Annotated in this window: 28 protein-coding genes; 14 read left to right on the top strand and 14 right to left on the bottom strand. The window is 64.6% G+C overall.

Going from position 1 to position 26,322, the window contains the following annotated elements:
• Nucleotides 1-119 precede the first annotated feature (119 nt).
• Nucleotides 120-3,017 (top strand): preprotein translocase subunit SecA, encoded by a 2,898-nt coding sequence (gene secA / locus FOY51_RS05270; protein WP_149429504.1) that lies wholly within the window; start codon nucleotides 120-122, stop codon nucleotides 3,015-3,017.
• Between the two features lie 7 nt (nucleotides 3,018-3,024).
• Here the strand turns inward: secA and FOY51_RS05275 are convergent, their stop codons facing one another.
• Complete coding sequence (locus FOY51_RS05275) at nucleotides 3,025-3,534, bottom strand: Rv3235 family protein (protein ID WP_149429149.1); 510 nt, start codon at nucleotides 3,532-3,534, stop codon at nucleotides 3,025-3,027.
• Between the two features lie 146 nt (nucleotides 3,535-3,680).
• On the opposite strand from FOY51_RS05275, the gene FOY51_RS05280 reads away from it, so the two are divergent.
• The 4 genes from FOY51_RS05280 (at nucleotide 3,681) to FOY51_RS05295 (ending at nucleotide 8,183) form a co-directional block, all read left to right on the top strand.
• Nucleotides 3,681-5,063 (top strand): WS/DGAT/MGAT family O-acyltransferase, encoded by a 1,383-nt coding sequence (locus tag FOY51_RS05280; protein ID WP_149429150.1) that lies wholly within the window; start codon nucleotides 3,681-3,683, stop codon nucleotides 5,061-5,063.
• Nucleotides 5,064-5,081: 18 nt separating this feature from the next.
• Entirely contained in the window at nucleotides 5,082-5,606 is a 525-nt protein-coding gene (locus FOY51_RS05285) for a DUF6912 family protein (protein ID WP_149429151.1), read from the top strand.
• Nucleotides 5,607-5,690: 84 nt separating this feature from the next.
• Complete coding sequence (locus FOY51_RS05290) at nucleotides 5,691-6,827, top strand: ferredoxin reductase (RefSeq protein WP_149429152.1); 1,137 nt, start codon at nucleotides 5,691-5,693, stop codon at nucleotides 6,825-6,827.
• A gap of 30 nt (nucleotides 6,828-6,857) precedes the next feature.
• Nucleotides 6,858-8,183 (top strand): fatty acid desaturase family protein, encoded by a 1,326-nt coding sequence (locus FOY51_RS05295; RefSeq protein ID WP_149429153.1) that lies wholly within the window; start codon nucleotides 6,858-6,860, stop codon nucleotides 8,181-8,183.
• Between the two features lie 6 nt (nucleotides 8,184-8,189).
• Here the strand turns inward: FOY51_RS05295 and rsgA are convergent, their stop codons facing one another.
• On the bottom strand, nucleotides 8,190-9,086 hold the full coding sequence (gene rsgA, locus FOY51_RS05300) for a ribosome small subunit-dependent GTPase A (protein ID WP_235916125.1): 897 nt from the start codon (nucleotides 9,084-9,086) through the stop codon (nucleotides 8,190-8,192).
• A gap of 101 nt (nucleotides 9,087-9,187) precedes the next feature.
• Nucleotides 9,188-10,459, bottom strand: a complete 1,272-nt coding sequence (gene aroA / locus FOY51_RS05305) for a 3-phosphoshikimate 1-carboxyvinyltransferase (protein WP_149429154.1) — start codon at nucleotides 10,457-10,459, stop codon at nucleotides 9,188-9,190.
• 42 nt (nucleotides 10,460-10,501) lie between these two features.
• Here aroA and FOY51_RS05310 point away from each other — a divergent pair, with 42 nt between their 5' ends.
• The gene (locus FOY51_RS05310; RefSeq protein WP_149429155.1) at nucleotides 10,502-11,293 is read left to right on the top strand and encodes an SOS response-associated peptidase; all 792 of its coding nucleotides are present in this window, start codon (nucleotides 10,502-10,504) and stop codon (nucleotides 11,291-11,293) included.
• 28 nt (nucleotides 11,294-11,321) lie between these two features.
• Nucleotides 11,322-11,882: a DUF421 domain-containing protein gene (locus tag FOY51_RS05315; protein WP_149429156.1), complete on the top strand. Its 561-nt coding sequence runs from the start codon at nucleotides 11,322-11,324 to the stop codon at nucleotides 11,880-11,882.
• A gap of 154 nt (nucleotides 11,883-12,036) precedes the next feature.
• Here FOY51_RS05315 and FOY51_RS05320 read toward each other — a convergent pair whose 3' ends face one another.
• The 3 genes from FOY51_RS05320 to FOY51_RS27110 form a co-directional block, all read right to left on the bottom strand.
• Entirely contained in the window at nucleotides 12,037-13,548 is a 1,512-nt protein-coding gene (locus tag FOY51_RS05320) for an HNH endonuclease signature motif containing protein (RefSeq protein WP_149429157.1), read from the bottom strand.
• Nucleotides 13,549-13,659: 111 nt separating this feature from the next.
• Nucleotides 13,660-14,148, bottom strand: coding sequence for a Cys-tRNA(Pro) deacylase (ybaK, locus tag FOY51_RS05325; protein ID WP_149429158.1), 489 nt, complete (start codon nucleotides 14,146-14,148; stop codon nucleotides 13,660-13,662).
• Nucleotides 14,149-14,164: 16 nt separating this feature from the next.
• Nucleotides 14,165-14,449: a PASTA domain-containing protein gene (locus FOY51_RS27110; RefSeq protein WP_187776185.1), complete on the bottom strand. Its 285-nt coding sequence runs from the start codon at nucleotides 14,447-14,449 to the stop codon at nucleotides 14,165-14,167.
• A gap of 211 nt (nucleotides 14,450-14,660) precedes the next feature.
• On the opposite strand from FOY51_RS27110, the gene FOY51_RS05335 reads away from it, so the two are divergent.
• The gene (locus FOY51_RS05335; RefSeq protein WP_235916126.1) at nucleotides 14,661-15,326 is read left to right on the top strand and encodes a sigma-70 family RNA polymerase sigma factor; all 666 of its coding nucleotides are present in this window, start codon (nucleotides 14,661-14,663) and stop codon (nucleotides 15,324-15,326) included.
• On the top strand, nucleotides 15,323-15,604 hold the full coding sequence (rsrA, locus tag FOY51_RS05340; protein WP_149429160.1) for a mycothiol system anti-sigma-R factor: 282 nt from the start codon (nucleotides 15,323-15,325) through the stop codon (nucleotides 15,602-15,604). Before FOY51_RS05335 ends, rsrA begins: the two co-directional genes overlap by 4 nt.
• 69 nt (nucleotides 15,605-15,673) lie before the next feature.
• Here rsrA and FOY51_RS28110 read toward each other — a convergent pair whose 3' ends face one another.
• On the bottom strand, nucleotides 15,674-15,748 hold the full coding sequence (locus FOY51_RS28110) for a 50S ribosomal protein bL37 (protein ID WP_149429506.1): 75 nt from the start codon (nucleotides 15,746-15,748) through the stop codon (nucleotides 15,674-15,676).
• A gap of 96 nt (nucleotides 15,749-15,844) precedes the next feature.
• On the opposite strand from FOY51_RS28110, the gene FOY51_RS05350 reads away from it, so the two are divergent.
• The 3 genes from FOY51_RS05350 (at nucleotide 15,845) to FOY51_RS05360 (ending at nucleotide 18,211) form a co-directional block, all read left to right on the top strand.
• Complete coding sequence (locus tag FOY51_RS05350) at nucleotides 15,845-16,060, top strand: biotin/lipoyl-binding carrier protein (RefSeq protein ID WP_149429161.1); 216 nt, start codon at nucleotides 15,845-15,847, stop codon at nucleotides 16,058-16,060.
• 13 nt (nucleotides 16,061-16,073) lie between these two features.
• Entirely contained in the window at nucleotides 16,074-17,570 is a 1,497-nt protein-coding gene (locus FOY51_RS05355) for a sensor histidine kinase (protein ID WP_149429162.1), read from the top strand.
• Nucleotides 17,571-17,656: 86 nt separating this feature from the next.
• Entirely contained in the window at nucleotides 17,657-18,211 is a 555-nt protein-coding gene (locus FOY51_RS05360) for a peroxiredoxin (protein ID WP_149429163.1), read from the top strand.
• A gap of 63 nt (nucleotides 18,212-18,274) precedes the next feature.
• Here the strand turns inward: FOY51_RS05360 and FOY51_RS05365 are convergent, their stop codons facing one another.
• On the bottom strand, nucleotides 18,275-18,529 hold the full coding sequence (locus FOY51_RS05365) for a WhiB family transcriptional regulator (protein WP_149429164.1): 255 nt from the start codon (nucleotides 18,527-18,529) through the stop codon (nucleotides 18,275-18,277).
• A gap of 256 nt (nucleotides 18,530-18,785) precedes the next feature.
• On the bottom strand, nucleotides 18,786-19,742 hold the full coding sequence (locus FOY51_RS05370) for a diacylglycerol/lipid kinase family protein (RefSeq protein ID WP_149429165.1): 957 nt from the start codon (nucleotides 19,740-19,742) through the stop codon (nucleotides 18,786-18,788).
• Between the two features lie 64 nt (nucleotides 19,743-19,806).
• Here FOY51_RS05370 and FOY51_RS05375 point away from each other — a divergent pair, with 64 nt between their 5' ends.
• On the top strand, nucleotides 19,807-20,226 hold the full coding sequence (locus tag FOY51_RS05375) for a hypothetical protein (RefSeq protein WP_149429166.1): 420 nt from the start codon (nucleotides 19,807-19,809) through the stop codon (nucleotides 20,224-20,226).
• A gap of 8 nt (nucleotides 20,227-20,234) precedes the next feature.
• Here FOY51_RS05375 and FOY51_RS05380 read toward each other — a convergent pair whose 3' ends face one another.
• Entirely contained in the window at nucleotides 20,235-20,717 is a 483-nt protein-coding gene (locus tag FOY51_RS05380) for a GNAT family N-acetyltransferase (protein ID WP_149429167.1), read from the bottom strand.
• Nucleotides 20,714-21,310 carry an acid phosphatase gene (locus FOY51_RS05385; protein WP_235916127.1) on the bottom strand — a complete coding sequence of 199 codons (597 nt, stop codon included), beginning with the start codon at nucleotides 21,308-21,310 and terminating at the stop codon, nucleotides 20,714-20,716. Before FOY51_RS05385 ends, FOY51_RS05380 begins: the two co-directional genes overlap by 4 nt.
• Before the next feature lie 111 nt (nucleotides 21,311-21,421).
• On the opposite strand from FOY51_RS05385, the gene FOY51_RS05390 reads away from it, so the two are divergent.
• On the top strand, nucleotides 21,422-22,222 hold the full coding sequence (locus FOY51_RS05390; RefSeq protein WP_149429169.1) for a ParA family protein: 801 nt from the start codon (nucleotides 21,422-21,424) through the stop codon (nucleotides 22,220-22,222).
• Nucleotides 22,223-22,410: 188 nt separating this feature from the next.
• Here the strand turns inward: FOY51_RS05390 and FOY51_RS05395 are convergent, their stop codons facing one another.
• The 3 genes from FOY51_RS05395 to FOY51_RS05405 are packed head-to-tail and all read right to left on the bottom strand — an operon-like array spanning nucleotide 22,411 to nucleotide 26,115.
• Nucleotides 22,411-23,214 (bottom strand): SDR family oxidoreductase, encoded by an 804-nt coding sequence (locus FOY51_RS05395; RefSeq protein ID WP_149429170.1) that lies wholly within the window; start codon nucleotides 23,212-23,214, stop codon nucleotides 22,411-22,413.
• A 15-nt stretch (nucleotides 23,215-23,229) separates the two neighbouring features.
• Entirely contained in the window at nucleotides 23,230-24,462 is a 1,233-nt protein-coding gene (locus tag FOY51_RS05400; protein WP_149429171.1) for an Rv3212 family protein, read from the bottom strand.
• A gap of 9 nt (nucleotides 24,463-24,471) precedes the next feature.
• The gene (locus tag FOY51_RS05405) at nucleotides 24,472-26,115 is read right to left on the bottom strand and encodes a DEAD/DEAH box helicase (RefSeq protein ID WP_149429172.1); all 1,644 of its coding nucleotides are present in this window, start codon (nucleotides 26,113-26,115) and stop codon (nucleotides 24,472-24,474) included.
• Between the last annotated feature and the right edge of the window lie 207 nt (nucleotides 26,116-26,322).

Below are 26,322 nucleotides of genomic sequence, written 5' to 3' on the forward strand. Positions count from 1 at the left end.
AATGGTCGCACTGTGTGATCAGCGCATACCATGGACGCCGCTGGGCGAAGGTGGCCCGCACTGTTCCCGTGCGCGGGAGCCGTGACCCTGACGGACGAAGATTGAGGACAAACAAGACCGTGCCTGCGCTGTCACTAGGGAAGTTGCTCCGAATCGGTGAAGGTCGCACAGTCAAGCGACTGGCGCATCTCGCGGATGAGGTGACCGCTCTGGGTCCCGAAATCGAGAAGCTCACCGACGCCGAGTTGCGCGCGAAGACGGTCGAGTTCCGCAAGCGCTACGCCGACGGCGAAACGCTCGACGAGCTGCTCCTGGAGGCTTTCGCGGTCGCTCGTGAAGCGTCCTGGCGGGTGCTGTCGCAGAAGCACTTCGACGTGCAGGTGATGGGTGGCGCCGCGCTGCACATCGGCAACATCGCCGAGATGAAGACCGGTGAGGGCAAAACCCTGACCTGTGTGCTGCCCGCCTACCTCAACGCCATCGGCGGCAAGGGCGTCCACGTGGTCACGGTCAACGACTACCTGGCCAAGCGCGACTCGGAGTGGATGGGTCGTGTGCACCGCTTCCTCGGCCTGACGGTGGGCGTCATCCTCTCGGGCATGACTCCGGCAGAACGTCGCGACGCGTACAACGCCGACATCACCTACGGCACCAACAACGAGTTCGGCTTCGACTACCTGCGTGACAACATGACGCACTCGCTCGACGACCTCGTGCAGCGCGGCCACAACTTCGCCGTGGTCGACGAGGTCGACTCGATCCTCATCGACGAGGCCCGCACACCGCTGATCATCTCCGGCCCCGCCGACGCGTCGTCGAAGTGGTACGCCGAGTTCGCCCGTATCGCACCGCTGCTCAAGCGCGATCTGCACTACGAGACGGACATCAAGAAGCGCACCATCGGTGTGCACGAGGCCGGTGTGGAGTTCGTCGAGGATCAGCTGGGCATCGACAACCTGTACGAGGCCGCGAACTCGCCGCTGGTCAGCTACCTGAACAACTCGATCAAGGCGAAAGAGCTCTACACCCGCGACAAGGACTACATCGTTCGCGACGGCGAGGTGATCATCGTCGACGAGTTCACCGGTCGCATCCTGGTCGGCCGCCGCTACAACGAGGGCATGCATCAGGCCATCGAGGCCAAGGAGAAGGTCGAGATCAAGGCGGAGAACCAGACCCTCGCCACGATCACCCTGCAGAACTACTTCCGCCTCTACGACAAGTTGTCCGGCATGACCGGTACGGCGCAGACCGAGGCGTCCGAGCTCAACGAGATCTACGGCCTCGGCGTTGTGCCGATTCCCACGAACCGCCCGATGGTGCGCGCCGATCAGTCGGATCTCATCTACAAGACCGAGGAAGCGAAGTTCGACGCCGTCGTCGACGATGTCACCGAGCGGCACGAGAAGAACCAGCCGGTTCTGATCGGTACCACCAGCGTCGAGCGTTCCGAGTACCTGTCGAAGCAGCTCACCAAGCGTGGTGTCGCACACAACGTGCTCAACGCGAAGTTCCACGAGCAGGAAGCGACGATCATCGCCGAGGCGGGCCGCGCCGGTGCGGTCACAGTGGCGACCAACATGGCCGGTCGCGGTACCGACGTTGTGCTGGGCGGCAACCCGGACATCATTGCCGACCTGGCACTGCGCAAGCAGGGACTCGACCCTGTCGAAACCGCCGACGACTACCAGGCGGCTTGGGACCCGACGCTCGAGAAGGTGAAGGCCGAGGTCAAGGCAGACGCCGACAAGGTGCGCGAAGCGGGCGGCCTGTACGTCCTGGGCACCGAGCGTCACGAGTCGCGTCGTATCGACAACCAGCTGCGGGGTCGTTCCGGTCGTCAGGGCGATCCCGGCGAGTCGCGGTTCTACCTGTCGCTCGGTGACGAGTTGATGCGTAGATTCAACGGTGCGGCACTGGAATCGATCATGACCCGGCTCAACCTGCCCGACGACGTGCCGATCGAGGCCAAGATGGTGTCGAAGGCCATCAAGAGTGCGCAGACGCAGGTGGAGCAGCAGAACTTCGAGATTCGCAAGAACGTTTTGAAGTACGACGAAGTGATGAACCAGCAGCGCAAGGTCATCTACGACGAGCGGCGCCAGATCCTCGAAGGCAAGGATATGGAGGGTCAGGTCGAGAACATGATCACCGACGTGGTCACCGCCTACGTCAAGGGTGCAACCGAAGAGGGCTATGTCGAGGATTGGGATCTCGAGCAGCTGTGGACCGCGCTCAAGACCCTGTACCCGGTGAAGCTGGACTACAAGGAACTCGCAACCGAAGACGAGCACGGTGACCTGAGCGAACTGACCCGCGACGAGTTGTCGGACGCGGTGCTCGAGGACGCGCACCAGGCCTACGCGCAGCGCGAGTCGGAGATCGACGGTCTTGCGGGCGAGGGCGGCATGCGCAACCTGGAACGCCAGGTGCTGCTGTCCGTGCTGGACCGCAAGTGGCGCGAGCATCTCTACGAGATGGACTACCTCAAGGAAGGCATCGGACTGCGTGCAATGGCGCAGCGCGATCCGCTGGTCGAGTACCAGCGTGAAGGCTTCGACATGTTCTCGGCGATGCTCGAGGGCCTCAAGGAAGAGTCGGTCGGCTTCCTGTTCAACCTTCAGGTCGAAGCTGTGCAGCCCGAGCAGCCGCAAGGTCTCGGCGTGGGTGCCGGCTTGCAGTCGCCAGTCGGTGCCGGTGCGCCCGCGGCTCCAGCCCCGGCCCCGGCGGCTCCCAAGCCGCTGCCGACCCAGGAGGCTCCGAAGGAGCCGGCTCGGGCGGCCGCACCATCGGCGTTGCGGGCTCGCGGACTACGCGATCTCGACGACAACCGGCGGCTGAGCTACTCCGGTCCGGCGGACGACGGCACCGCGGCGGTGCGGCGCACCACCGCAGCGCAAGAAACCGGCGGCGACAACGGTGCGGACAACGGGGCAACCCGCCGCGAACGTCGCGAAGCCGCGCGGCAGCAGGCGAAGCCGGCCAAGCGTGCGCCCAAGGCCAAGCGGAAGCACTGATACAGCGTTAACCGAATCGCAGCGACGTCACCGACCAACCGATTCCGGTTCGGTTGGTGATGCGCGCGGCGACGGCGAACATGCGCGGTCCGCGACTGTAGGTGCCGAACACTTCGGCGGTCGTCGGATCGACGAGTCGAATGTGCACGCGCTCCAACGTGCCCGTCCCCAGCGCCTTTCCGGGGAACGCGGTCAACGACCGAGCGCGCACCATCTCGAGTAGCGCGGGCTCGACGATCGATTTGAGCTGAGTGGGCGGTCGCCGCCGATCCACCACCTCGAGGACCAGCCGCAGCGCGTGCTCGGTGAACCGTCTTGCCGCAGTGTGGTTTTCGAGATCTTCGATCGGTACCGCGGGTGCAGATCCGGAGCGCCCGTCGTGCGGTGTTCGGCGCACGGTGCGCTGCTGCGGAACGGCGCAGTGCCTGGTGCCGACGCGGCCGTGCTCGTAGAGCGCGGGTTCACACTGTGGTGGTCGAGACAGAAACTGTGGTGGTCGCGACGGAAATGGCGTCATCTTCTCTCCAAATCGGCAGACGTGTGCTCGGGCATTCGAATGCGTCCGAGGAGAGGATCGGACGCGCACAGCATGTCATGGATGTGTGACATTCACCTGATTTTGCGACTCTCGCTTCCGGCACCGTCCGGCAATAAGGTGGAGCAATGGTCGCCCGGCTCACTCCGCAGGATGCAGCGTTCTACGGCGTCGAGGCCAGTAGCTCGCCCGTGCACATCGGATCGCTTGCGATCCTCCAGAATTCGGACGGTCGGCTCGACTACGAGCGGCTGCTCGAGATCGTCGAGCGCCGACTCTTCCTGGTGCCTCGGTATCGCCAGAAGGTACGCGAAGTTCCGTTCGGGCTGGGTCGGCCGGTCTGGGTCGACGACAAAGATTTCGACATCACCTATCACATTCGGCGTTCGGCATTGCCGAAGCCGGGAACGGACGAGCAACTGCACGAACTGGTCGCTCGGCTGACGTCGCGGCCCCTGGACGCCACGCTGCCGCTGTGGGAGATGTACCTGGTGGAAGGCTTGTCGGACAACAGGTGTGCCATCTTCACCAAGTCGCATTCGGCGCTGGTGGACGGCGATTCCGCGCTCGAGATCGGTCATGTGATTCTCGATGCGACGCAGACACCTCGCCCGGTTGCAGACGACCTGTGGATGCCGGGTCGAGAGCCGACGTCGTTCGGGCTGACAGTCGATGCGCTCACCGAGTTGATGGTCCGGCCGGGCGCGAGCGTCGAGTTGGTGCGGCGCACAGTCGGTGGAGTGACGTCGACGGTGGGCAATTCCGCGCGCTCGATGGTGCGCGCGGCGACTCTGGTGCAGTCTGCTGCGAAGGTGACGCCACCCAGTCCGCTCAATGCGCCCATCTCACGCAACAGACGCTTCGCGGTGGCGAAGACCGACCTGGTCGACTACGGCAGAATCAAGGCCCGCTTCGATTGCTCGATCAACGATGCGATCTTGGCCGTTGTCACTGGCGCACTGCGCAATTGGCTGTTCTCGCGGGGTGAGCCGGTCACCGAGTCGACGAGTCTGCGTGCGCTGGTGCCGATGTCGGTCTATACCGGCGAGGGCGAGGCCAGCGAAGTGTCGTCGTTCTTGGTCGATCTTCCTGTGGGCGAACCGAACCCGGTTATTCGGCTGTCGCATATCGCGCACGCGACCGAGGTTCACAGCCGGCAGCGGACTACTGTGCGAGCGCGAACTCTGGTGCGGCTCTCCGGATTTGCGCCGGCCAGCCTGCATGCGCTGAGCGTCCGCACGGCCAGTGGGTACGCGCAGCGCGCCTTCAATCTCCTCATCACCAATGCGCCGGGGCCGCAGGTCCCGATGTTTGTGGGCGGCGCGCGGATGCTGGAAATGTTCCCCGTGTCGCCGCTGCTGAAGAACCAGGCGTTGAGCATCGGTCTGACCTCGTACGACGGCAACGTCTACTACGGTTTGAACGGGGACCGTGACGCTATGCCCGACGTGGACGTGGTGACGGCGCTGCTGTACGAGTCGATGGAGGAAATGCTCGATGCGAGTGCGTGAGCAGTTCGGAGTGGTCCGGTGAGGGTCTACATCCCCGCGACCGTGCGGATGCTGCGCACGCTCGTGACCGAGCGTGAGTTGCTGCCCGTCAACGGGACGGCGTTCGCGATCACACCCGCGCTGCGTGAGGCCTACTCGTCCGGTGACGACGACGAATTGGCCGAAGTCGCGATGGCCGAGGCCGCGCGCGCATCGCTACGTCTACTCGCCGCCGAGAGCGAGGACGGCGCCGAGATCCACAATTCCGACGGCGCACCGGTGCGGCGCCGCGCGGTCATCGCCGCTGACGTGGACGGCGCCCGCCTACGACCGGACCTCGACGATGCGGTGGTGCGGCTGACCGGTCCCGTCGAGTACGCGCAGGTGGCGTCGGCGCACGTCGACCTCGCCGAAGCGGAAACGACCATCGAACGGGCCATCGCGGTGATCGACGACGCCGATCTGGGGGACGCCGATGCGGAGTTCGTGCTCGGCGATGCCGAAGATCACGAGCTCGCCTGGTACGCCGCGCAGGAGCTGCCATTCCTCGTCGAGCTGCTCTGAGCGCTCCCTACTTGCAAGTAACTTACGAACCCGTAACCCTGGTATCCTTTGGATGACCTCACACCGGATCGGATGGACAGCGCAATGGGTTTGCGGAACTGGCTCGAGGCGCCTGTCGCGGAAGTGGCCGCGCCGTGGCGCTCGCGTCTGAACTTGGTGCGTGGGGCCGTCGCGCGAGTGACCACACCGTTGCTGCCCGACGACTATCTTCATCTCGCCAACCCGCTGTGGTCGGCTCGTGAGCTGCGTGGCCGCATCGTCGAGGTGCGGAAGGAAACCGCTGATTCGTGCACGCTGGTGATCAAGCCGGGTTGGGGTTTCGACTTCGATTACAAGGCGGGCCAGTACGTCGGTATCGGCCTGCACATCGACGGGCGATGGCACTGGCGGTCGTACTCGCTGACCTCGGCACCCGTCGAGTCCGGGTCGATGCGTCCGGGTGATCGCAAATTGATCTCCATCGCGGTCAAGGCCATGCCGGAGGGCTTCCTGTCGAGTCATATCGTCAGCGGCGTGCCGTCGGGCACCATCGTGCGACTGGCAGCGCCGAAGGGCGATTTCGCGTTGCCCAAGCCGCCGCCTGCCAAGATTCTGTTTCTCACCGCGGGCAGCGGCATCACTCCGGTGCTGTCCATGCTGCGAACCATGAAGGGCCGCAACGAACTGACCGACGTGGTGCACGTGCATTCGGCACCGACTGACGAGGACGTCATGTTCGGTGCGGAACTGCGCGAGCTTGCAGCGCGCAACCCCAACTTCGTCACCCGGATCCACCTGACGAGAAGTCAAGGCAAATTCGCGCTGGCCTCGCTGGACGAGCAGTTCCCGGACTGGCGCGAACGCGACACCTGGGCCTGCGGTCCGGTGTCCATGCTCAACGAGATCGAACAGGTCTGGCGTGACGCAGGCCTATCCGATCGACTCCATCTGGAGCGTTTCGAAATCGCCCGTGCCGACACGTCGGGGCATGGCGGCACCGTCACCTTCGCCAAAGCCGGCCGGTCGCTGGCAGTGGACGGGGCGACGACGTTGCTGCAGGCTGGTGAGCAGGTTGGCGTCGCGATGCCCTTCGGTTGTCGGATGGGCATCTGTCAAACCTGCGTCGTTCCGTTGACCGATGGCCATGTTCGGGACATTCGTTCCGGTCAGGAGCATCGCGAGGGCGATCGCGTCCAGACTTGCATCTCGGTTGCCGCAGGCAACTGCACGCTCGACCTGTAGCTCGTTCCCACACCAAACGGAGGATGTCCGGTGGCTATCACCGATATCAAGGCGTTCACGCATCTCACCGACGCCGACGTCGAGGCGCTCGGCCGTGAGTTGGATGTCATCCGCCGCGACATCGAAGAGTCGCGCGGCATTCGTGATGCCAAATACATCCGTCGCACCATCAAGCTGCAGCGTGCGTTGGAGGTCGGCGGACGTGCCACCCTGTTCGCGAGCAAGTATCGGCCGGCCTGGGTTGCGGGCACGGTGATGCTCACGCTGTCGAAGATGATCGAGAACATGGAGCTCGGCCACAACGTCAGCCATGGCCAGTGGGATTGGATGAACGATCCGGAGATCCACTCCACGTCGTGGGAGTGGGACATGACCGGCCCGTCGGCGCACTGGAAGCGTGCGCACAACTACTCGCATCACACGTATACCAACATCGTCGGCATGGACGACGACATCGGCTTCGGCATCCTGCGCATGACGCGCGACGAGGAGTGGCGGCCGGTCAACCTCTTGCAGCCGATCGCGAACATCATTCTGGCTGCCACGTTCGAGTGGGGCATCGCCCTGCACGACCTGGACAAGGAGAAGGAACTTCGCGGCGTCGATCCGAAGGATTTCTTCTCCGAGCCGAACAAGGAGTTCTGGGCGAAGATCGCGAAGCAGGTCGGCAAGGACTTCGTGATCTACCCGGCGCTGACCGGTCCTGCGTGGAAGACCACGTTGGCCGCGAATGCGACTGCCAACCTGGCCCGCAACCTGTGGACGTACGCGGTCATCTTCTGTGGCCATTTCCCGGACGGTGCCGAGAAGTTCACGGTTGAGCAGTTCGAGAACGAGACACACGCCGAGTGGTACCTCCGCCAGATGCTGGGCAGCGCGAACATCAAGGCCGGCCCGCTGATGGCGTTCATGACCGGCAATCTGAGCTACCAGATCGAGCATCACCTGTTCCCCGACCTGCCCAGCAACCGCTACGGCGAGATCTCTGTTCGGGTGCAGGCGCTGTGCGACAAGTACGACCTGCCCTACACCACGGGTTCGATCGGAAAGCAATATCTGTTGGCGTTCCGCACGATTCACAAGTTGGCGTTGCCCGACCGATTTCTGAAACGGACCGCCGACGACGCTCCCGAGACGTCGTCCGAGCGTCGATTCGCAGGCATCACCGACACGGTCAATGCGCTGCGCGTCGATCCCGCGACCGGCGAGATGCGCGGACTCCGGTCGGCGATGGTCGAGGCCAAGGCCGCGATGCGAGCCAAGAAGGTCGAGGCCAAGGCCGCTTTGCGGATCAAGAAGATCGAAGCCAAGGCCGCATTGCGCGAGGCGAAGGCTCAGCGCAAGCGCGCGAATTGACCTTCGTCAGGTCGGCCGGTCCCATGCGTCGTTGCTGCTGACCGCGGTCAGCAGCAACCGGACGGCTTCGACTCGGCGAGCAGCCTTGCCCTCCAGCAGATCCAGTGCGCATTCCGGGTCCGCGGGTGGTCCGAGGTGCGTGCAACCTCGCGGGCAATCCAGCGCTGCCGCAGCTAGATCGGCGAACGCGGCCACGACGTCCGCGGGGGAGATGTGCGCGAGACCGAACGACCGGATGCCGGGTGTGTCGATCACCCAACCCGATGTGCGCAGCGGTAGCGCTACCGACTGCGTCGATGTGTGTCGACCTTTGCCGACTCCGGACACCACGCCCACAGCTCGGTCGGCATCCGGGACGAGCCTGTTGACCAACGTCGACTTCCCGACGCCGGAGTGCCCGATCAGCGCAGTGAGTTTGCCGTCCACCACAGCGAGGACGTCGTCCAGCGGTTCGCTGCTGCCGCCGAGCACCACCGGCAGATCGAGGTCGGCGAACGAGCTGGCGAACTCCTGGTGCGATTCCAAGTCGCTCTTGGTCAAGCACAGAATCGGTTGCAGCCCACCGGCATACGCGGCAATCAGGGTGCGTTCGACGAAGCCGGTCCGCGGTGGCGGGTCGGCGAGTGCGACCACTATCAGCAGCTGCTCGGCATTGGCAACCACGATGCGTTCGAACGGATCGGTGTCGTCAGCGGTACGGCGCAGCACAGATCGGCGATCGCTGACGCGGACGATCCGGGCAAGTGTGTCGGTCTTGCCGGAGAGATCGCCGACGATGTCGACCTCGTCACCGACCACGATCGGGGTACGCCCGAGTTCGCGTGCGCGCATGGCGATTACGTGCTTGTCGGGATCGCCGCCCAGTGCGCAGCCCCAACGGCCGCGGTCGACGGAGACCACCATCGCGGACTCGGCGCTCTCGTGTTGTGGCCGAGTCTTTGTGCGGGGACGCGAACTCTTGCCCGGGCGTACCCGGACATCGGATTCGTCGTACTCGCGTCGTTTCAGTGGAAGAGGCTTTCCCACATACCCGTGAAATCGGGGAGCGTCTTCGCGGTTGTGCCGATGTCCTCGACCTCGATGCCGTCGACGCAGAGTCCGAGAATGGCTCCGGCCGTTGCCATTCGGTGATCGGCGTAGGAGTGCCACACACCGTCGTGCAGCGGGGCTGGCACGATGTCCAGGCCGTCTTCGGTCTCGGTGACGTTGCCGCCGAGCGCATTGATCTCGGTGGTCAGCGCTGCCAGCCGATCGGTTTCGTGGCCGCGAAGATGTGCGATGCCCCGCAGCCACGACGGCGAATCTGCCAGTGCCGCAAGGGCTGCCACGGTGGGCGTGAGCTCGCCGATGTCGTGCAGGTCGATGTCGATGCCGTGCAATTGCTTCGGACCTGTCACCGAGAGGGTTCCGTCGATGTAGGCGACGTGTGCGCCCATCTGCTCGAGGATGTCGCGGATCGCGTCGCCCGGCTGTGTGGTCTTCACCGGCCACGACGGGACACTCACCTGGCCGCCGGTCACCGCGGCTGCGGCAAGAAACGCGGTGGCGTTGGACAGATCCGGTTCCACTGCCCAATCGACCGGGCGAATCGGGCCGGGCGAGACGATCCAGGTGTCGGCTTCGGTGCTCTCGGAAGGGGATTCGACCCGCACGCCCGCGGCGCGGAGCATGTCGACGGTCATCTCGATGTGCGGCATCGAAGGGACCGGCTTGCCGCTGTGGTGTACGCGGATGCCGTCGTCGAATCTGGCGGCCGAGAGCAGCAGTCCGGAGACGAACTGCGACGATCCCGACGCGTCGATGGTGACTGTGCCACCGGCGACTGACGCCCCGCCGACGACAGTGAACGGCAGCGCGTTTCCGTCGACGTCGGCGCCGATGGCGCGGAGAGCATTCAAGATCGTGTCGAGCGGTCGTTGTCGGGCTTGCTCGTCGCCGTCGAACGCGACCGGGCCGCTCGCCAGTGCTGCGACCGGGGGCAGAAAACGCATCACGGTTCCGGCGAGGCCGCAGTCGATGTCCGCGCTGCCGAGTTGTCCGGGCGTCACGCGGAGGACGGTTCCGTCGCCGTCGATGTCGGTGCCCAGAGCGCGAAGGGCGTAGATCATCAGATTGGTGTCGCGACTGCGCAGGGCGCCGGTGATGGTGGACGGGCCGTCGGCCAACGCAGCAAGCACCAGCGCGCGGTTGGTGATCGATTTGGAACCGGGCAGCGCGACTGTGGCATGTACGGGTGCCTGCGCGAGGGGTGCTCTCCAAACGTCCACGTACCCCATCTTTGCGCATCGCACGTCGGTGGCTCATGCCAGCATGGAGTCATGTGCGGCAGATATGCGACCACCACGGACCCGGCATTGCTGGCTGTCGACCTCGATGCGGTCGACGAGACCGATCCGGACGAGGATCTGCTGCCCGAAGAAAAGGGGCCCAACTACAACGTCGCGCCCACCACCAAAGTATTGACGGTGGTGCAGCGCCACGACCGCTCCCACCCCGACGACGACGCAACCCTGCGGGTACGCCGGATGCGATGGGGGCTGGTGCCGCGGTGGACCAAACCGGCCGAGCCCGGAGTGCCCGCGAGGGGGCCACCGCTTTTCAACGCCCGAGCCGACAAGGCTGCGACTACCCCCGCGTTTCGAGATGCGTTGAAGACCAAGCGCTGCCTGGTGCCGATGGACGGTTGGTACGAGTGGCTGACCGAACCGTCGGCGGACAAGAAGGCCACCAAGGTGCCGTACTTCATGACGCCTGAGGACGGCTCGCGGCTCTACATGGCGGGCCTCTGGTCGGCGTGGCGCGATGGCGACCGTCCGCCGCTGCTGAGCTGCACCATCCTGACCGCCGATGCGGTCGGTGACTTGACACGCATCCACGATCGGATGCCGCTGATCATGCCGAAGGAGCACTGGGGGAGTTGGCTTGATCCGGATCGTCAGGTGGATCCGGCGTTGCTGGAATCGCCGAGCCTGGACGTGGTTGGTGCGCTCGAAATCAGGCCGGTGTCGCCGCTGGTCAACAGCGTCAAGAACAACGCGCCGGAATTGGTCGACCGTGTTGACCCAGGAACGGTGCAGGATCGAAGCGGCGAGCAGATCAGCTTGCTCTAGTGCACCAGCCGATCGGGAGGGCACCGCTGTGTTCAACGACCTGTTCCAGATGCAGATCCCGATGCTCGAGAAGATTCTCCGGACCGTCCTTGTATACGTCGTCATCATCGTGCTGTTTCGCATGATCGGGAAGCGCGGGCTCGCGGCGTTGAACACCTTCGACTTCGTTGTGATCTTCCTGCTCAGCAACGTGGTGCAGAACGCGATCATCGGCGAGGACAACAGCCTGCTGGGTGGGGCGATCGGTGCCGTGACGTTGATCGCGGTCAACGCGGCGGTCAACCGGTTGATCGTGGTGAGCCCGCTGACGTCGCGGCTGTTGGAAGGAACCGCGACCACGGTCATCACCGATGGCAAGGTCGACGAGGCGGAGGTTCGACGTCTCGGGTTGGACCGCGCCGAGCTGGAACATGCGGTGCGCGTGCAGAACGGTGACAGCATCGCCGATGTGACGCACGGCGAACTGGACCCCAGCGGGAAGCTGGTGTTGGACGTCGACGACGACGCCAAACCGGTCACCCGCCGCGACCTGGCCGAGGTGTTGGCGCGGCTGGACAGCATCGATCGGCGGTTGTCCGCGCAGCGGTAGTGGGTCTCAGTTGACTGCGCGCAACGGAGCTGAATTCCGGCGGAGGATGTCCAACGCAGCCAACTACGCCAAGACGATGTTCGAACAGCTCGCGTGGTGGGCCACGACTCTCACCGAGGCACGCGCCAGGACGCCCTACCCGGCGTAGTCGCCATCAGAACGGCGGTGGTTCATCGAGGTCGGTGCGCGGTGGGTCTGGTAGTCGGGCTTTGATTTCGGGTGGGATGTGGGTGCTGAGTAGGTAGCGGAGGTCTTCTTCGATCCAGGATTTACTGTGGGGTCCGAAGTAGCGGTCGAGCACGTCCGGGCTGGTGCATGACGGGAGTTCGGCCGGAATGTCGGGTTCGTGCACCGGCTCCGGGGCTGGTGGGATCGGGTCCGGGATGTTGTCCGGGAACAAGTATCCGGCACCGGCGGGGGTCGTGATGATTTTCTGGCCTGATGGTGAGGTCCATTGCAGGCGGCCGCGTCCGATCTGACGCACGCGCCACCCGTTGCGGCCGTTGTCACCATCGGTTTTGAGGCGGTGATGGCGCCGGCACAAGCACGCGGTGTTCTCGCGTTCGGTGAGTCCACCCTCGTCGGGGTTGTCAGGGCAGAACGGGCAGGTGTGGTCGATATCGCACAACGCGGCGGGGACGATGCAGCCAGGGAATCGGCAATGACCATCGCGGGCGCGGATCCAACGGGCCAACGCGACCGAGGGTGCGTACGTACGCCGCTGGGTATCGGTCTCGGGGTCGGTGATCTCGACTGCGGCATCCGCGGCGGCAAGCAGGACTTCCCAGCGTCCGTCTTTCGCCAACTCGCGAACCAGGTCGGCGTCGACGGCGCCGCAGCCAGCGAGGAAGCCTGGATACTCGCGGAGTTTCAGCAAGGTATCGAGGGATACTCCGACCTGTATCAACGGTTTCCGCGGGGCCGCGATCGGGGTGTCGGAGACGGGGCAATCATCGCGCCCGCACGAGCAGGACAATTGGCCTGAACCATCAGCGAGGGCGACCAAGGCGTCGGCTCGGCGTTGGGCGAAGGTGCGTGGATCGTAGGCGCACACCGACATCGACATTTCGCGTAGCCGCATCGCCAGCGTTTGCGCACCAATCGCAGGTAGGAGGCCATCGACGTCGGCGACACCGTCCCCGAGGTGCTTGATCCGCACGTCCCGATCGGCGACTCGGTGTTCGCGGCGTTTCTTCTCCCCGTGCGGATCACGGGCGGCGATCCACCGGCGGGCGTTGTGGCGTAGTCGGGTCGGGTTCATCCCCATCGCCGCGTCGACCAGGCGTTGTTCGATCTCCGCGATGACGGCCGGGTCGACGTTGATCACGGCGTTGACTATGACCCGAACGTGCGGGAGATCGATGTCACCGATCGCGAACGCGGCCCTGGTGATCGGGAGTTCGTGATCGAGAGCCAATCCGATATCGATGAGTCCGGACACCGCTGCTTCGGTCATCCGTAACGCGGTGGCGGCTTCGGTGGTCGCGAACTCCCCGGCGCGGGCCGGGTTGACCCCGACCGCGGCGTCGTTGCGGCAGTGCTGACGAAACAGCTCCGTCAACGAGAAGATTTCCTCGGCGTGTGCGACCGCGCTCGCTCGGTGCTGCAGACGCAGACGATCGATGACCCCGTGTCGGGTCTCGATGGCTTCGCCTATGTCGAACATGTGTTCTAGTCTACTCGCATATCGGCTGCCGTGCAACGACTTTCGAGCAGAAGTCGACCCCTCGAAACTATGGTTATGCAGGCGTCCACTCGACCGATGCTTGCGTAACCATCAACTCGTGCGAGCAGCAATGTGCGCGACGACAGCACTCGTCAATTGAATCAAATCGGCCGACGCCAACTCGATCTCCATGCCACGCTTTCCCGCACTGCAGAAAATCTGCTCGTGCGTCAGCACCGAACTGTCGATCACCGTCGCCAGCTGCTTCTTCTGCCCCAGTGGCGAAATTCCGCCGAGAACGTAGCCGGTGGATCGTTGTGCCTTCGCAGGATCGGCCATCGTCGCCCTGGACGCTCCGAGTGCGCTCGCTGCAGCTTTGAGCGACAACGTGCAGTTCACGGGGGCTATCGCGACCGCCAGCTTGCCGTCGGACAGCTCGACGATCAACGTCTTGAACACCGATTCGGGCCGCACGCCGAGAGCCTCCGCCGCTTCCAGCCCATACGACGACGAACCGGGGTCGTGGCGATACTGATGCACCGTGTGCGGCACCTTCGCGCTCACCAACACCCGCACGGCCTGCGTCGCGCCTGCTCCCATGCGGTCGACTCTAGGGTCAACAGTCCGCCGTGAGGGTGATGGTGTCGGAGGTGTCCGCCCCAGCGGTCGCGGACGGCGTTTGGTCGGTTACCGGACAGTCGCTGGCATTCGCCGTGCGGACGCCATTGGGATAGGTCACCACGATGTTGGTGAATTGTGCTGCGGCCAAAGCATTTTGGGCGTCGCTGACGCTCATGCCGATGACATTCGGCGTCATCGTCGCGCTCGCCGTGCCAACGCCGAGTGCGACGGCTGCTGCCGCGGCAGCGAGCGCAACCGTGATCGATCGTCTTGCGAACATGTGAATTCTCCTTGCCCCGATGTTGCTTGTGACGCTGCTCTCGGAGCGGAAGAATTTCCGCAGAACTCCCTGTGGATCTGCTGACAAATTGCGCGGTGGGAACACGAAACAGGCCATGCGTGTTGAAGGGTGCAGAACAATCCGAAGTGAAGGGAGTTCGTCCGTGCCGGTGCTGTGCCAAGAGCGACCTATTGCCATGGCGGTAGATTCGATGTCTACGGCTAGGGAAGGGACACGCGTGCGCGGCGACGAAGGCCCGGCAATCGAGCGACCGGATACCGAAAACGAGCTGGCGGAACGGTTCGAGCGCGATGCGCTCCCGTTGCTCGACCAGCTCTACGGCGCTGCCCTGCGCATGACGCGGAATCCTGCCGACGCAGAAGATTTGGTGCAGGAGACCTACGTCAAGGCGTTCACCGCCTTCCGGTCCTTCAAAGAGGGCACCAACCTGCGCGCCTGGCTGTACCGGATTCTGACCAACACCTACATCAACTCGTACCGCAAGAAGCAGCGTCAGCCTGCGCAGTACCCCACGGACGAGATCACCGATTGGCAGCTTGCCGCCAGCGCCGAGCACACGTCGCAGGGGTTGCGGTCCGCCGAGGTGGAGGCGCTGGACGCACTGCCGGACGACGACATCAAGGCGGCGCTGCAGGAATTGCCCGAAGAGTTTCGGATGGCGGTCTATTACGCCGACGTCGAGGGATTTCCCTACAAAGAGATCGCGGAGATCATGGGAACTCCCATCGGCACCGTGATGTCCCGGCTGCACCGCGGCCGCAAACAGCTGCGCGGCATGCTCGCCGAGGTGGCACGTGAACGAGGATTCAACAGGAACGGCGCCGTGGACGCTGCGGAGCAGGAGGTTTCGCCGTGAGTACCCAGGATGAGGAATTCGAGCTGGATTGTTCGGCCGTGATCGCCGATGTCTGGCTGGTTCTGGACAACGAGTGCGACCAGGCGAGCCGTGCGCGCCTCCAGAAACACCTGGACAGCTGCGGGTCGTGCTTGGCGGCCTACGGCATCGAGGAGCAGATCAAGGGGCTGCTGAGCCGCAAGTGCGGTGGGGAGCGCGCTCCGGAGTCGCTGCGTCAGCGACTCTCGATCGAGATCCGTCGCACCGTCGTGGTGGAGCGCACCGACATGGAGAACTGACCGACCCTTCGAACGCACACAGCCGCACATTCGATCGAATGTGCGGCTGTTGTGTATATCCGGCTTGCGTCAGCTGTTCGGACGCTTGCCGTGGTTCGCTTTGTTCTTCTTACGGTCACGCTTCTTGCGGCCTCGCTTACCCATCAGTAAGCCTCCCTTCTGGTTGTCGGCCATTCTTCCACGTGTGGTTGGCTGTAACTGCATTGACTGGTGTGTGCAGCGACGACGAATGAGGTGCTCATGGCAGAAGACGTCCGCGCAGAGATGGTGTCGACCGTGTTCCAGGTCGTCGTGACCGAAGGTGCCAGCGTCGTATCCGGTGACACTCTGGTCATTCTCGAATCGATGAAAATGGAGATCCCCGTACTGGCCGAAGTCGACGGGACGGTCACATCGATCGGTGTGAAGGTCGGCGACGTCATCAAGCAGGGCGACTTGATCGCGGTCATCTCCTGATCCGAGATCCCGAATGTCGACGCTGAGCGAGCTTCTCGCCGAGTACACCGATCTGCCCGGCGCTGCCGTCGATCACCTGCAACGCGTGGTGGGGGATTGGCAGCTGCTCGCCGATCTGTCGTTCGCGGACCTGCTGCTGTGGGTGGGATCCGGTCCGGTGGAAGCCGGTGCGCCTGTGGTCTGTGTGGCGCAATGCCGCCCGACCACAGCACCCACCGTCATCGTCGAAGACGCCGTCGAGACACTGGCGTCGAGCACGGAGCATCCGGAGGTTGTCCAGGCGTTGCTCGACGGTCGGATCGTCCGCAGCGAGGTCGGCGCCTCCGGTGTGGAAGCTCCGACGTTGCGCGAGGCGATCCCGGTGCTGTCCGGGGGGCATGTGATCGCAGTGCTCAGCCGCGATACCGACCTGGCGCGGACCCGGATGCGCAGCACGTTGGAACTGGCCTATCTCGAATGCGCCGACGACCTCTGCCTGATGATCAACGACGGCACGTTCCCCACGCCGGAGGATCGCGCCGCGACGCATTCCAGCCCGCGCGCAGGTGACGGATTCATTCGGCTCGACACCGCAGGCAAGGTGGTCTACGCCAGCCCCAACGCTCAATCCGCCTATCACAGAATGGGTTTGACGAGCGACCTGTCCGGTCACGAGCTCGCCGAAACCACTCGATCGTTGGTGACGGACCCCTTCGATGCGCAGGAGGTCGTCGCCGATATCGCCGCTGCGCTCGCGGGTAAGACCGGCAGGCGAATGGAGGTGGACGCGCATGGCGCGACGGTGCTGTTGCGCACTCTCGTGCTGCGTCCCCGCGGTGAATTGGCGGGTGCGGCTGTGTTGGTCCGCGACGTCACCGAGGTGAAACGGCGCGATCGCGCGTTGCTCAGCAAGGACGCCACCATCCGCGAGATCCACCACCGGGTGAAGAACAATCTGCAGACCGTTGCCGCGCTGCTGCGCCTGCAGGCGCGTCGCACCGAGAACGACGAGGCGCGTGTCGCGCTCACCGAATCGGTGCGTCGAGTGACCTCCATTGCCGTTGTGCACGAGATGCTTTCGATGTCCGTAGACGAGGAAATCGATCTCGACGACGTAGTGGATCGGCTGGTCCCCGTGATGGCGGACATCGCGTCGGTCAACACCCGCGTCGGTGTACGACGCGAGGGCAGCCTGGGCGTCTTCTCCGGCGAACGTGCGACTCCCTTGGTGATGGTGCTCACAGAACTGGTGCAGAACGCGATAGAGCATGCCTTCGATCCGGGAGCCACGGGCACGGTGACACTGCGCGCCGAACGCTCGGCGCGATGGCTGGACGTGGTGGTGCACGACGACGGTCGCGGCCTGCCTGCTGGGTTCAGTGTCGAGAAGTCCGATCGGCTCGGTTTGCAGATCGTGCGCACGCTCGTGGGGACGGAGTTGAACGGAACGATCGCACTGCGGCCCGGTAGCCACGGCGGCACTGACGCGGTGTTGCGGGTTCCCCTCGGGAGGCGAAGCGGCCGGAACTGACCGGCGGGTGCGTTGCTAGCAATTAACCGGAATCGCGGTGCCTTATAGCGCTGGGACCTGCACCGACTCGGGTAATATCGCGGAGAATGAGGGATGGGCAGCGAGCGCCGGACTTTCGACTTCGAGACCACACCGGCCACATGCGCACACTGTACGAATTTCTTTCCGACGGACCGGTGGTGTTGTTCTTCTACCCGATTGCGTCGTCGCCGATCTGTACCGCGCAGGCATGCCACTTTCGCGATCTCGGCAACGAGTTCGCTGCCGTCGGAGCTCAGCGAATCGGCATCAGCACCGACAACGTCGATCGGCAAGCGCATTTCGCCAAGCAGCGATCATTCGATTTTCCGTTGCTGAGCGACGACGGCGGTCGGGTGGCCGAACAGTTCGGTGTCAAACGTGGGGTACTGAGCAAGCTTTCGCGAAGTTTCGGCGACGACGGGCGGACTCGCCACGGGCAACACGTCCGACACCGTGAGCGTCGGTCCGGGCGCTTCATCGGGAAGTTCCTGCCGGTCCGGCGAACTACGTTCGTCATCGATCGCGACGGCACCGTGCTGAAGGTCGTATCCAACGAGCTGCGCGCCAACACCCATGCGAATCAAGCATTGTGGTTCCTGCAGAACAGCGTCAGCCAGTAAGGCTGCCCGGGCCATCAAAAAGACCCGGCACCAACAGGTGCCGGGCCCGATCGTTCGGGTGCGTCAGACCGTGGTGCGAGCCCTGGTCCGCGCGTTGCGGCGCTTGAGTGCGCGGCGCTCGTCTTCGCTCATCGCGCCCCACACGCCGGCGTCCTGTCCGGACTTCAGTGCCCAGGACAAGCAATCTGCTGTGACGGGGCAGCGGTTGCAGACGAGTTTGGCATCGGCGATCTGCGCGAGAGCCGGGCCGCTGTTCCCCACGGGGAAAAACAGTTCGGGATCCTCGTCGCGACAGATTGCATTGTGGCGCCAGTCCATCCTCTGCTCCTTACCGGGTGCATGGAAGCACCGTTTCGTATTGGCTCGTTAACTTGTGCGTCTGAAATGTTTCTGCACGGTTGCTTGTGAATGCTTTCACGAACACAGTAGATGTCAATAGGGTTCCCGCGCACCGTGGGGAAACTCACTCTGTTAGGCTTCCCTTCGGATCGCTGCGGTCCTTTCTACCCCGAGTCGGCCGGGTTCGCACGACAAATAGACTGATCGACCAGCTACGAGCGTGCGCGGACCTGCCTCAGGGTGCGGGCGGAGACACCACGTCGAGCGCTCGGGGGATCGAATGAAACTCCACGTCGTCGCGCTGGCCGATGAAGTCGCCGTCCATCTGCAAACCGATCGGTGCCGATGATCTGATGCGTACGCTCGGTACGTCGTCGACGCGAAACAGCTTGCGCGCCTTGGGTTCAGCGCCTGCCCGGAGCAGCTGACCCGACACCCGCAAGGTGGTGAACAACGCGGTGGTCTGCATTGCGAAAACCCCCAGCCCGGTGTCGTAGCCGGTGTGCGGATTGGTGTGGACGGGACGAGCGTTGAAGTAGGTCCACGGACTCGCGTTCGTGACGAACGAATAGTGAACATCTCGGACGGGTTCCTGCCCGGCGATTTCTACCGTAAGGGTGGGATCGGCGCCCTTGGTGCGGAAGAAAGTCCGCGTGGCGGTCGCGACGTAGCGCATCGGTGTCGCGGCGTATCCGTCGTTGCGACTGGAATCGATGGCCTCGCACACATCGGCGTCCCAACCCATGCCCGCGTTGAAGGTGAACCAACGCTTGTCCGCGTAGCCGAGCCCGATCGTGCGTGACGAGTGCGTCGACAGCAGGTCGATCAGCTGGTTCGTCGCGTCGACGGGGTCCGGCGCGATGCCGAGAGATCGTGCGAACACGTTTGCCGATCCACCTGGGAGCACCGCGATGCGCGGTGTCCATTCGGTGGGTGCCGGATCGGGCGACCCCAGCGTCGGTGCAGGAAGGAAGCCGTTGATGGCCTCGTTGACGGTGCCGTCGCCGCCGTGCACGACCACCAGATCCATACCCTCGTCGGCGGCTTTGGCTGCCAGCTCGGCGGCATGGCCACGGTGCTCGGTGTGCGCCACGGTCAACTGCACGCGGCTCTCCAGCGCATGCGCAAGGAGGTCCCGAGCAGCGGGGGTGGTCGATGTGGCATTGGGATTGACGATCAGGAGCGCGCGCACGGGGCAGAGCCTACGGCCAGACGGCGGACTGATCGCCTCGTGCGCCGACTTATAGGCTGTTGCCGTGCCGAAGCAATCCGCGAGCAGTGCCCCGCCCAAGCCGATCCGCTGGGCGGGAAGTCTGGTTGCACTCGAAGGTGCGGTTGCGTTCGTCGTCGCGGTGATCCTCGTCATCCGCGCATTACTCGGCCACGACCAGAGCCAGGCGAGCGGATACGGAACCGCAATCTGGTTCCTGATCCTCGGTGGCGCGGTGTCCGCAGGCGGAGTCGCGCTGCTCACCGGGCGCCGGTGGGGCAGGGCGATCGCAGTCGTCGCTCAGGTGTTGCTGCTCCCGGTTGCGTGGGCGTTGTTGACCGACTCCCATCGGCCCCTGCTGGGGATTCTGTTGGGCGTTGTCGTCGTCGCGTGCCTGGGACTGTTGTTCTCGCCGCCCGCATCCCAGTGGATGGCGCTGGAGTACGGCGACGTCGACGACGCCTAACCGCTGAACTAAACCTGGGTCGCGAGCGCCGTCAGCGCCGAGTCCGACAATCGATAGCCGATCCACTCGGTCTGCGGCAGTGCACCCAGCGAGTCGTAGAAGGCGATCGAGGGCGCGTTCCAGTCCAACACCGCCCAGCTGAGCCTGCTGTAGCCGTTGTCGACACATTCGCGAGCGAGCGTCGCCAGCAGGGCCTTGCCATAGCCCGACCCGCGGTGCGCCTGCGCGACGAAGAGGTCTTCGAGGTAGATCCCGTGCACGCCGTCCCAGGTCGAGTAGTTGAGAAACCAGACGGCGGTGCCGACCACGGCGCCGTCGAGCTCCACAACGTGTGCGAACACAGCCGGGTTGGTCCCGAACAACGTCGCGTGCAGTTGGTCCGCCGTGACGGTGCACTGCACGCGCGCCTTCTCGTACTCGGCGAGCTGGTAGATCAGGTCGACGATGGCCTCGACGTCGCCAGGTGTAGCGCGCCGGATCGTGCCGCTCACGCCAGCTCCGGCGCGATGTTGTGGTGCACGATCTGCTCGGCGCCGTGCTCGTAGCCGAGCACCGAGTAGCCGGCCGCGGACATCCCGAACCGTTGGCCCGCCGTGACCGGGAACTTGGCCCAGCGTGCGACCAGGCAGCGTGAGAAATGGCCGTGACCGATCAGCACCACATCGCGATCGGGGAGGATCGGTGCGACGGTCGACAGCACCAGATCGGCGCGGGTCTGCACGTCTTCGGCGGACTCGCCGTTGGCGCACGGATTCGTCCAGACAGTCCAATTCGGTACGCGCTCACAGATTTCCGGCGTCGTCAGGCCTTCGTAGTCGCCGTAGTCCCATTCGCTCAGGTCGTCCCACGTCCGATCGGCGTGCAAGCCGGCGAGCTCAGCCGTTCGGATTGCGCGTTTGCGTGGGCTGGTGATGACGAGCGGGTCGCGCAGCTTCAACGCGGCGATCGCCGGGGCGGCCGCGCGGGCCTGCGCTTCGCCGACGTCGGTGAGCGGAATGTCGGTGAGCCCGGTATGGCGGCCGTCGCGCGACCACTCGGTCTCCCCATGACGCATCAGGACCAGCCGAACGACTGCTGCACTCATGGTGCACATCATGCCTCGGCGGTGTCCTCGCTCGGGCGGGGTGGTGCTCGCGACGTGCTAGCTGCGGGCAAATACTCGCAGGATCGGGCGATGTACGGAAGGATCGTGGGCGTGACAAAGGTACTCGCGGTGGCGAATCAGAAGGGTGGGGTCGCAAAAACGACGACGGTCGCGTCGCTCGGTGCGGCCCTCGTGGCACTTGACCAGCGCGTACTCGTCGTTGATCTTGATCCTCAAGGATGCCTCACGTTCTCCCTCGGGCACAACCCCGATCGGCTGGATTCGTCGATCTACGACGTCTTGACCGCGGGGACGCACGCGAAGGAAGTTCTTCTCGACACCTCCGACGGCGTCGCACTGCTTCCGGCAACCATCGATCTTGCGGGTGCCGATGCGGTGCTGTTGATGCGTCCGGGACGCGAGTTCGCGCTCAAGCGCGCGTTGGCGCCGCTGCGCGACCAGTACGACGTGATCATCATCGACTGCCCGCCGTCGCTCGGCATCATGACGCTCAACGGGCTCACCGCCGCCGACTCGGTGCTGGTGCCCCTGCAGTGCGAAACGCTGGCCCATCGTGGCGTCGGCCAGCTGCTGCGCACCGTTCGTGAGGTGCAGGAGATCACCAACCCTGATCTGGCACTCCTCGGTGCGCTACCGACCCTGTACGACGCCCGGACCACCCACTCGCGTGACGTGCTGTCCGACGTCTCGGATCGCTACGGGCTGCCCGTTCTATCCCCGCCGATCCCACGCACGGTGCGCTTCGCCGAAGCATCCGCCTCCGGTTCGACCGTGCTGGCCGGTAGGAAGAACAAGGGCGCCGAGGCATACCAGGAACTCGCCGAGCAGTTGGTCGGATACTGGTGGGGCGGTAAAGAACTCGCGACATACGCGACACATCACTCGGCCTGACGGCGGTTGCGGGTCAAGCCAACCTGTTTACGTGGGATTCCTACCGGATACCGGGAGGGAAGCCACACGATCAGGAATCGCGCAGCGGGATCTTCGGCCCGACTGATCGCTGAGTGGCGACGGTGGTCCGGGCGATAGTGAAGGATCTTGCTCGGAATTCGATCAGAATCCTTCAAAGTTGGCCAGGCTCAACCTTGATCGCCCGGAACCCATGGCGATGGCCAATCCTTTTGCCGCAGTAGCGCATCTGTGCCACCGTCGGCGTAGACGATACTCCCGCAGAGCAGTGCCGAACCTGGACCGAGCAAGAATTCGACCAGCGCTGCTACCTCGTCCGGCGCACCTCGACGACCACGAGGAACCGGGTACAGGTCCAACAGCGCTGCCATCTTCGGATCGACATCCGGCCCCGAGGTCATCGGTGTATCGATCATTCCCGGCGCTACGGCGTTCAGCCTGATACGTGCGCCGATCCACTTGCGGCGCACCGCCTCACGGCGCGTCCACCAGGCGAGCGCCAGCTTGGTTGCGGGATAGGCGGCGACCGGGCCTACCGCATCCGCGAGCGCTACGGCGTCATCCTCTCGATCGTCGAGGAGCGCATCAACCAGGTCCGCGGGGACGCCTGGTTGGGTAGTGGTGCTGCTGGACGAGATCGCAACGGCCGCGGGCGAGCTCGCGCGTTCGAGTGCCGGACGCAGTCCGTTCAGCACAGCCACGGTGCCGAAGTAGTTGACTGAGGCCAGCTTTCCGCCGGTATGGCTGGACAGAGGACCGAGGCCTGCGCAACACACAACACCGTCGACGACGCCGGAGCAGGCTTCTAGTGCCTGCGCGACCGCGCCCGAACGGCCGTCTCGCGTCGAGAGGTCTGCGGTCACGGTGGCCCCGGCAAGGTCGATGCCTATGACGGTGGCACCGGCGGATGTCAGGCGCTGAGCAGTCGCGGCACCGATTCCCGACCCTGAACCGGTGACGACGATAGTAGGCATGCCTGCAAAGCTACGTCACCCGAGCGCGACGACAGTGTCGCCGCGTTGTTCGAGCACGAAATTGCCGAGGACAGCCGTGCCGATCGGTCCCTGCGTGATCGGCTTGCCATCGGATCCGTTGCGCTGCAGATCTATTCGCCGTACCTCACGACCGTTGGACGGATCGAGCACAGCGAGCCCGCCCACGATCGGCACCAGCAGACTGCCCGCCATCATCGAGCCCGGACCCAGCACGCCTTGGGCGGCCCAAATCGGTACGAAGTCGCTCATTCGCAACGCGATGAGCTGCGATCCGGTCCAGATCGTGTAGTTGCTCGCATTCTTCGCAACCACCGAGTCGGCGGCCAAGGGTTGGGAAAGCGCATATTGCTGAACGGGATTCGCGTCGCCGTCGAAGACTCCGATGCGCGGACCCTCGTTGCCGCTCGGCGGTAGATACACCGCAACCCGATCGCCGGAGACCGCGAGCACCTGCGCGCCGTCGACGCCCGGTGTAAGACCCGCGATCACGCTGGAGCCGTATTCCTCGGGCTTCTGATTGTCCTTGGGCGACGGATTGAGCAACGTCAGGCGGTCGCCAGCCTCTTTCGGGCAGCGTTCGAGCACGGCGACGCGAGTATTCGACGATCGTGCGGAGTCGTAGTGACAGCCCGAGCGGGGTTGTGCTTTCGGCTGGACGGGTGCGTCGATGCGTCCGTACTCGAGCGTGCGCACCAGGTCCGAGCGCCAGACTTCGAGTCGCGAATCACCCTGTGCGACAACGTAGGTGCCGTCGGCTGACAAGCGGATGCTGTTGTCCGCGTCGCTGGTCCGTTGCGCTTCCCTGAGCCCGTCCGGGCCGTCCAGTTCGGTGACCTGGCTACAGCCGCGACGATCGCGGTAGACCGCAACCGCCGTGCCCCAGGAGTTGATCACGCCACACAGCGGCATGTTGCGCTGGTAATGCCAGAGTTCTTTGCCGTCTTCGATGTTGCGGCCCGTGACGGTTCCGTCGTCGCCGGTGACCACAGCCCCGCCCGCGGTGAGCGGGACCGTGGTGACGTTGCTCGGCTGCCGCCAGATCTCGCGCAGTCGATCGGGGATCGTCAATGCCGTCTTCGGCGGCACAGCGGAGGTTTCCGCCGTGACGGACGTGGTGCCCCTGGCATCGCTGTGCAGCCAGATCACCGAAATGGCAACGACGACTGCGACAACGAGAGCCGCGGCAACTATGAGGTCGACGCGGCTACGTCGCTCGGGTGCCAGCACGGTGCGAGGCTACTCCGCTGCCGCCGACACGGTTTCCGGTGCGGTGGCCGCTGCGCCGTTGCCCGATCCCCGACGGCGACGCCGCTTGCGCGGTGCCTTCTCGTCGGTGCCTGCTGTTGGGGCGCCGGGGGACTGGACCGGGGGAGCGGACTCCGCGTTGTTGCCGGTTGTCGCTGCCGCATCCGCAGGCTGACCCGCGCGGGTACGGCGACGGCTGCGGTTGCGATTGCGCGGGGCCCTCGTGGCAGCTTCGCCGGACTCGGAGGTCTGGTCCCGCTTCGGAGCGTCCTTCTTGGCCTTGCGAACCGTGCCGGTGGCGTCTGTCGGAATGTCGAGCTCGTCGAACAGATGCGGTGAGCTCGAGTAGGTTTCGACGGGATCGGCGTTGTCGAGGCCGAGAGCCTTGTCGATCAGTTGCCAGCGCGGGATGTCGTCCCAGTCCACCAGCGTGACGGCGATACCTGTACGACCTGCACGACCGGTGCGGCCGATTCGGTGCACGTAGGTCTTCTCGTCCTCGGGGCACTGGTAGTTGATGACGTGGGTGACGTCGTCGATGTCGATACCGCGGGCGGCCACATCGGTGGCGACCAACACGTCCACCTTGCCGTTGCGGAACGCGTTCAGCGACTTCTCACGCGCCACCTGGCCGAGATCGCCGTGCACGGCGCCGACTGCGAAGCCGCGCTCCGCGAGATCGTCGGCGACCTTCTGTGCGGTGCGCTTGGTGCGGGTGAAGATCATCGTGGCGCCGCGGCCCTCTGCCTGCAGGACACGTGCGATCATCTCGGTCTTGTCCAGGGCGTGTGCGCGGTAGACGAACTGCGAGGTCCGCTCGTGGACGGCCGACGAATGGGCCTCTTCGGCGCGGATGTGCGTCGGCTGCGTCAGGAACGTCCGAGCCAGGGTGATGATCGGTCCCGGCATGGTCGCGGAGAACAACATCGTCTGACGTCGGTCCGGAACCATGCCGAGGATGCGCTCGATGTCGGGAAGGAAGCCGAGGTCCAGCATCTCGTCGGCCTCGTCGAGAACGAGGACGCCGATCTTGCCCAGGATCAGGTGACCTTGCTTCGCCAAGTCGAGCAGTCGGCCGGGCGTACCGACGACCACGTCGACACCGACCTGCAGCGCCTCGATCTGTGCCTCGTACGGACGACCGCCGTAGATGGAGAGCACCTTCAGGTTGCCCTGGTGGTTCTTCAGGTACTTGCCTGCGTTCTCGAGGTCTTCGGTGACCTGGATGCAGAGTTCGCGGGTCGGCACGATGATGAGCGCGCGCGGGGTGCCGTCGAGGACGGCGGTGCCGGTGTCGGCGGTCGCGATGCGGTGCAGCAGCGGAACGCCGAAACCGAAGGTCTTACCCATGCCGGTGCGGGCCTGGCCGATCAGATCCTCGCCCGAGAGGGCCAGGGGGAGCGTCAGTTCCTGGATTGCGAAGGTGCGTTCGATGCCGATCTCGTCGAGCGCGCGCACGATTTCGTCGCGAACACCCAATTCGGCGAAAGTGGGGGGTGTATGGGTCTCGTCCAACTGTGCGTCGACGAACGTCTCGGTCAAGCCGGGTTCTTGGTCGACAGTGATCTTGCTCAGGGGTCTGGCCTTCCTCGTGGTCTCGCGCGCACGAGGTTTAGGGCCCGGCCGATGGGTCAGCCGTTCGTTGCCCAGAAAATCCGGTGTGATTTCGCAGTCGGCCTCGGCGCGGAAATCGAAGAAGATTTCGGCGAAGCTGCAGCAACGACTCGGATCTGTGCGCGCACATTATCGGCGGGCATCTGCGTAATTCTCTTCACCGATCTCGGGAAAAGTCGCCGATGTCCTCCCTCATGGTAACTTGCCAGGTCGCAATGGCGGAATCGG

This window comes from Antrihabitans cavernicola, from assembly GCF_008297975.1.
Taxonomy (GTDB): domain Bacteria; phylum Actinomycetota; class Actinomycetes; order Mycobacteriales; family Mycobacteriaceae; genus Antrihabitans; species Antrihabitans cavernicola.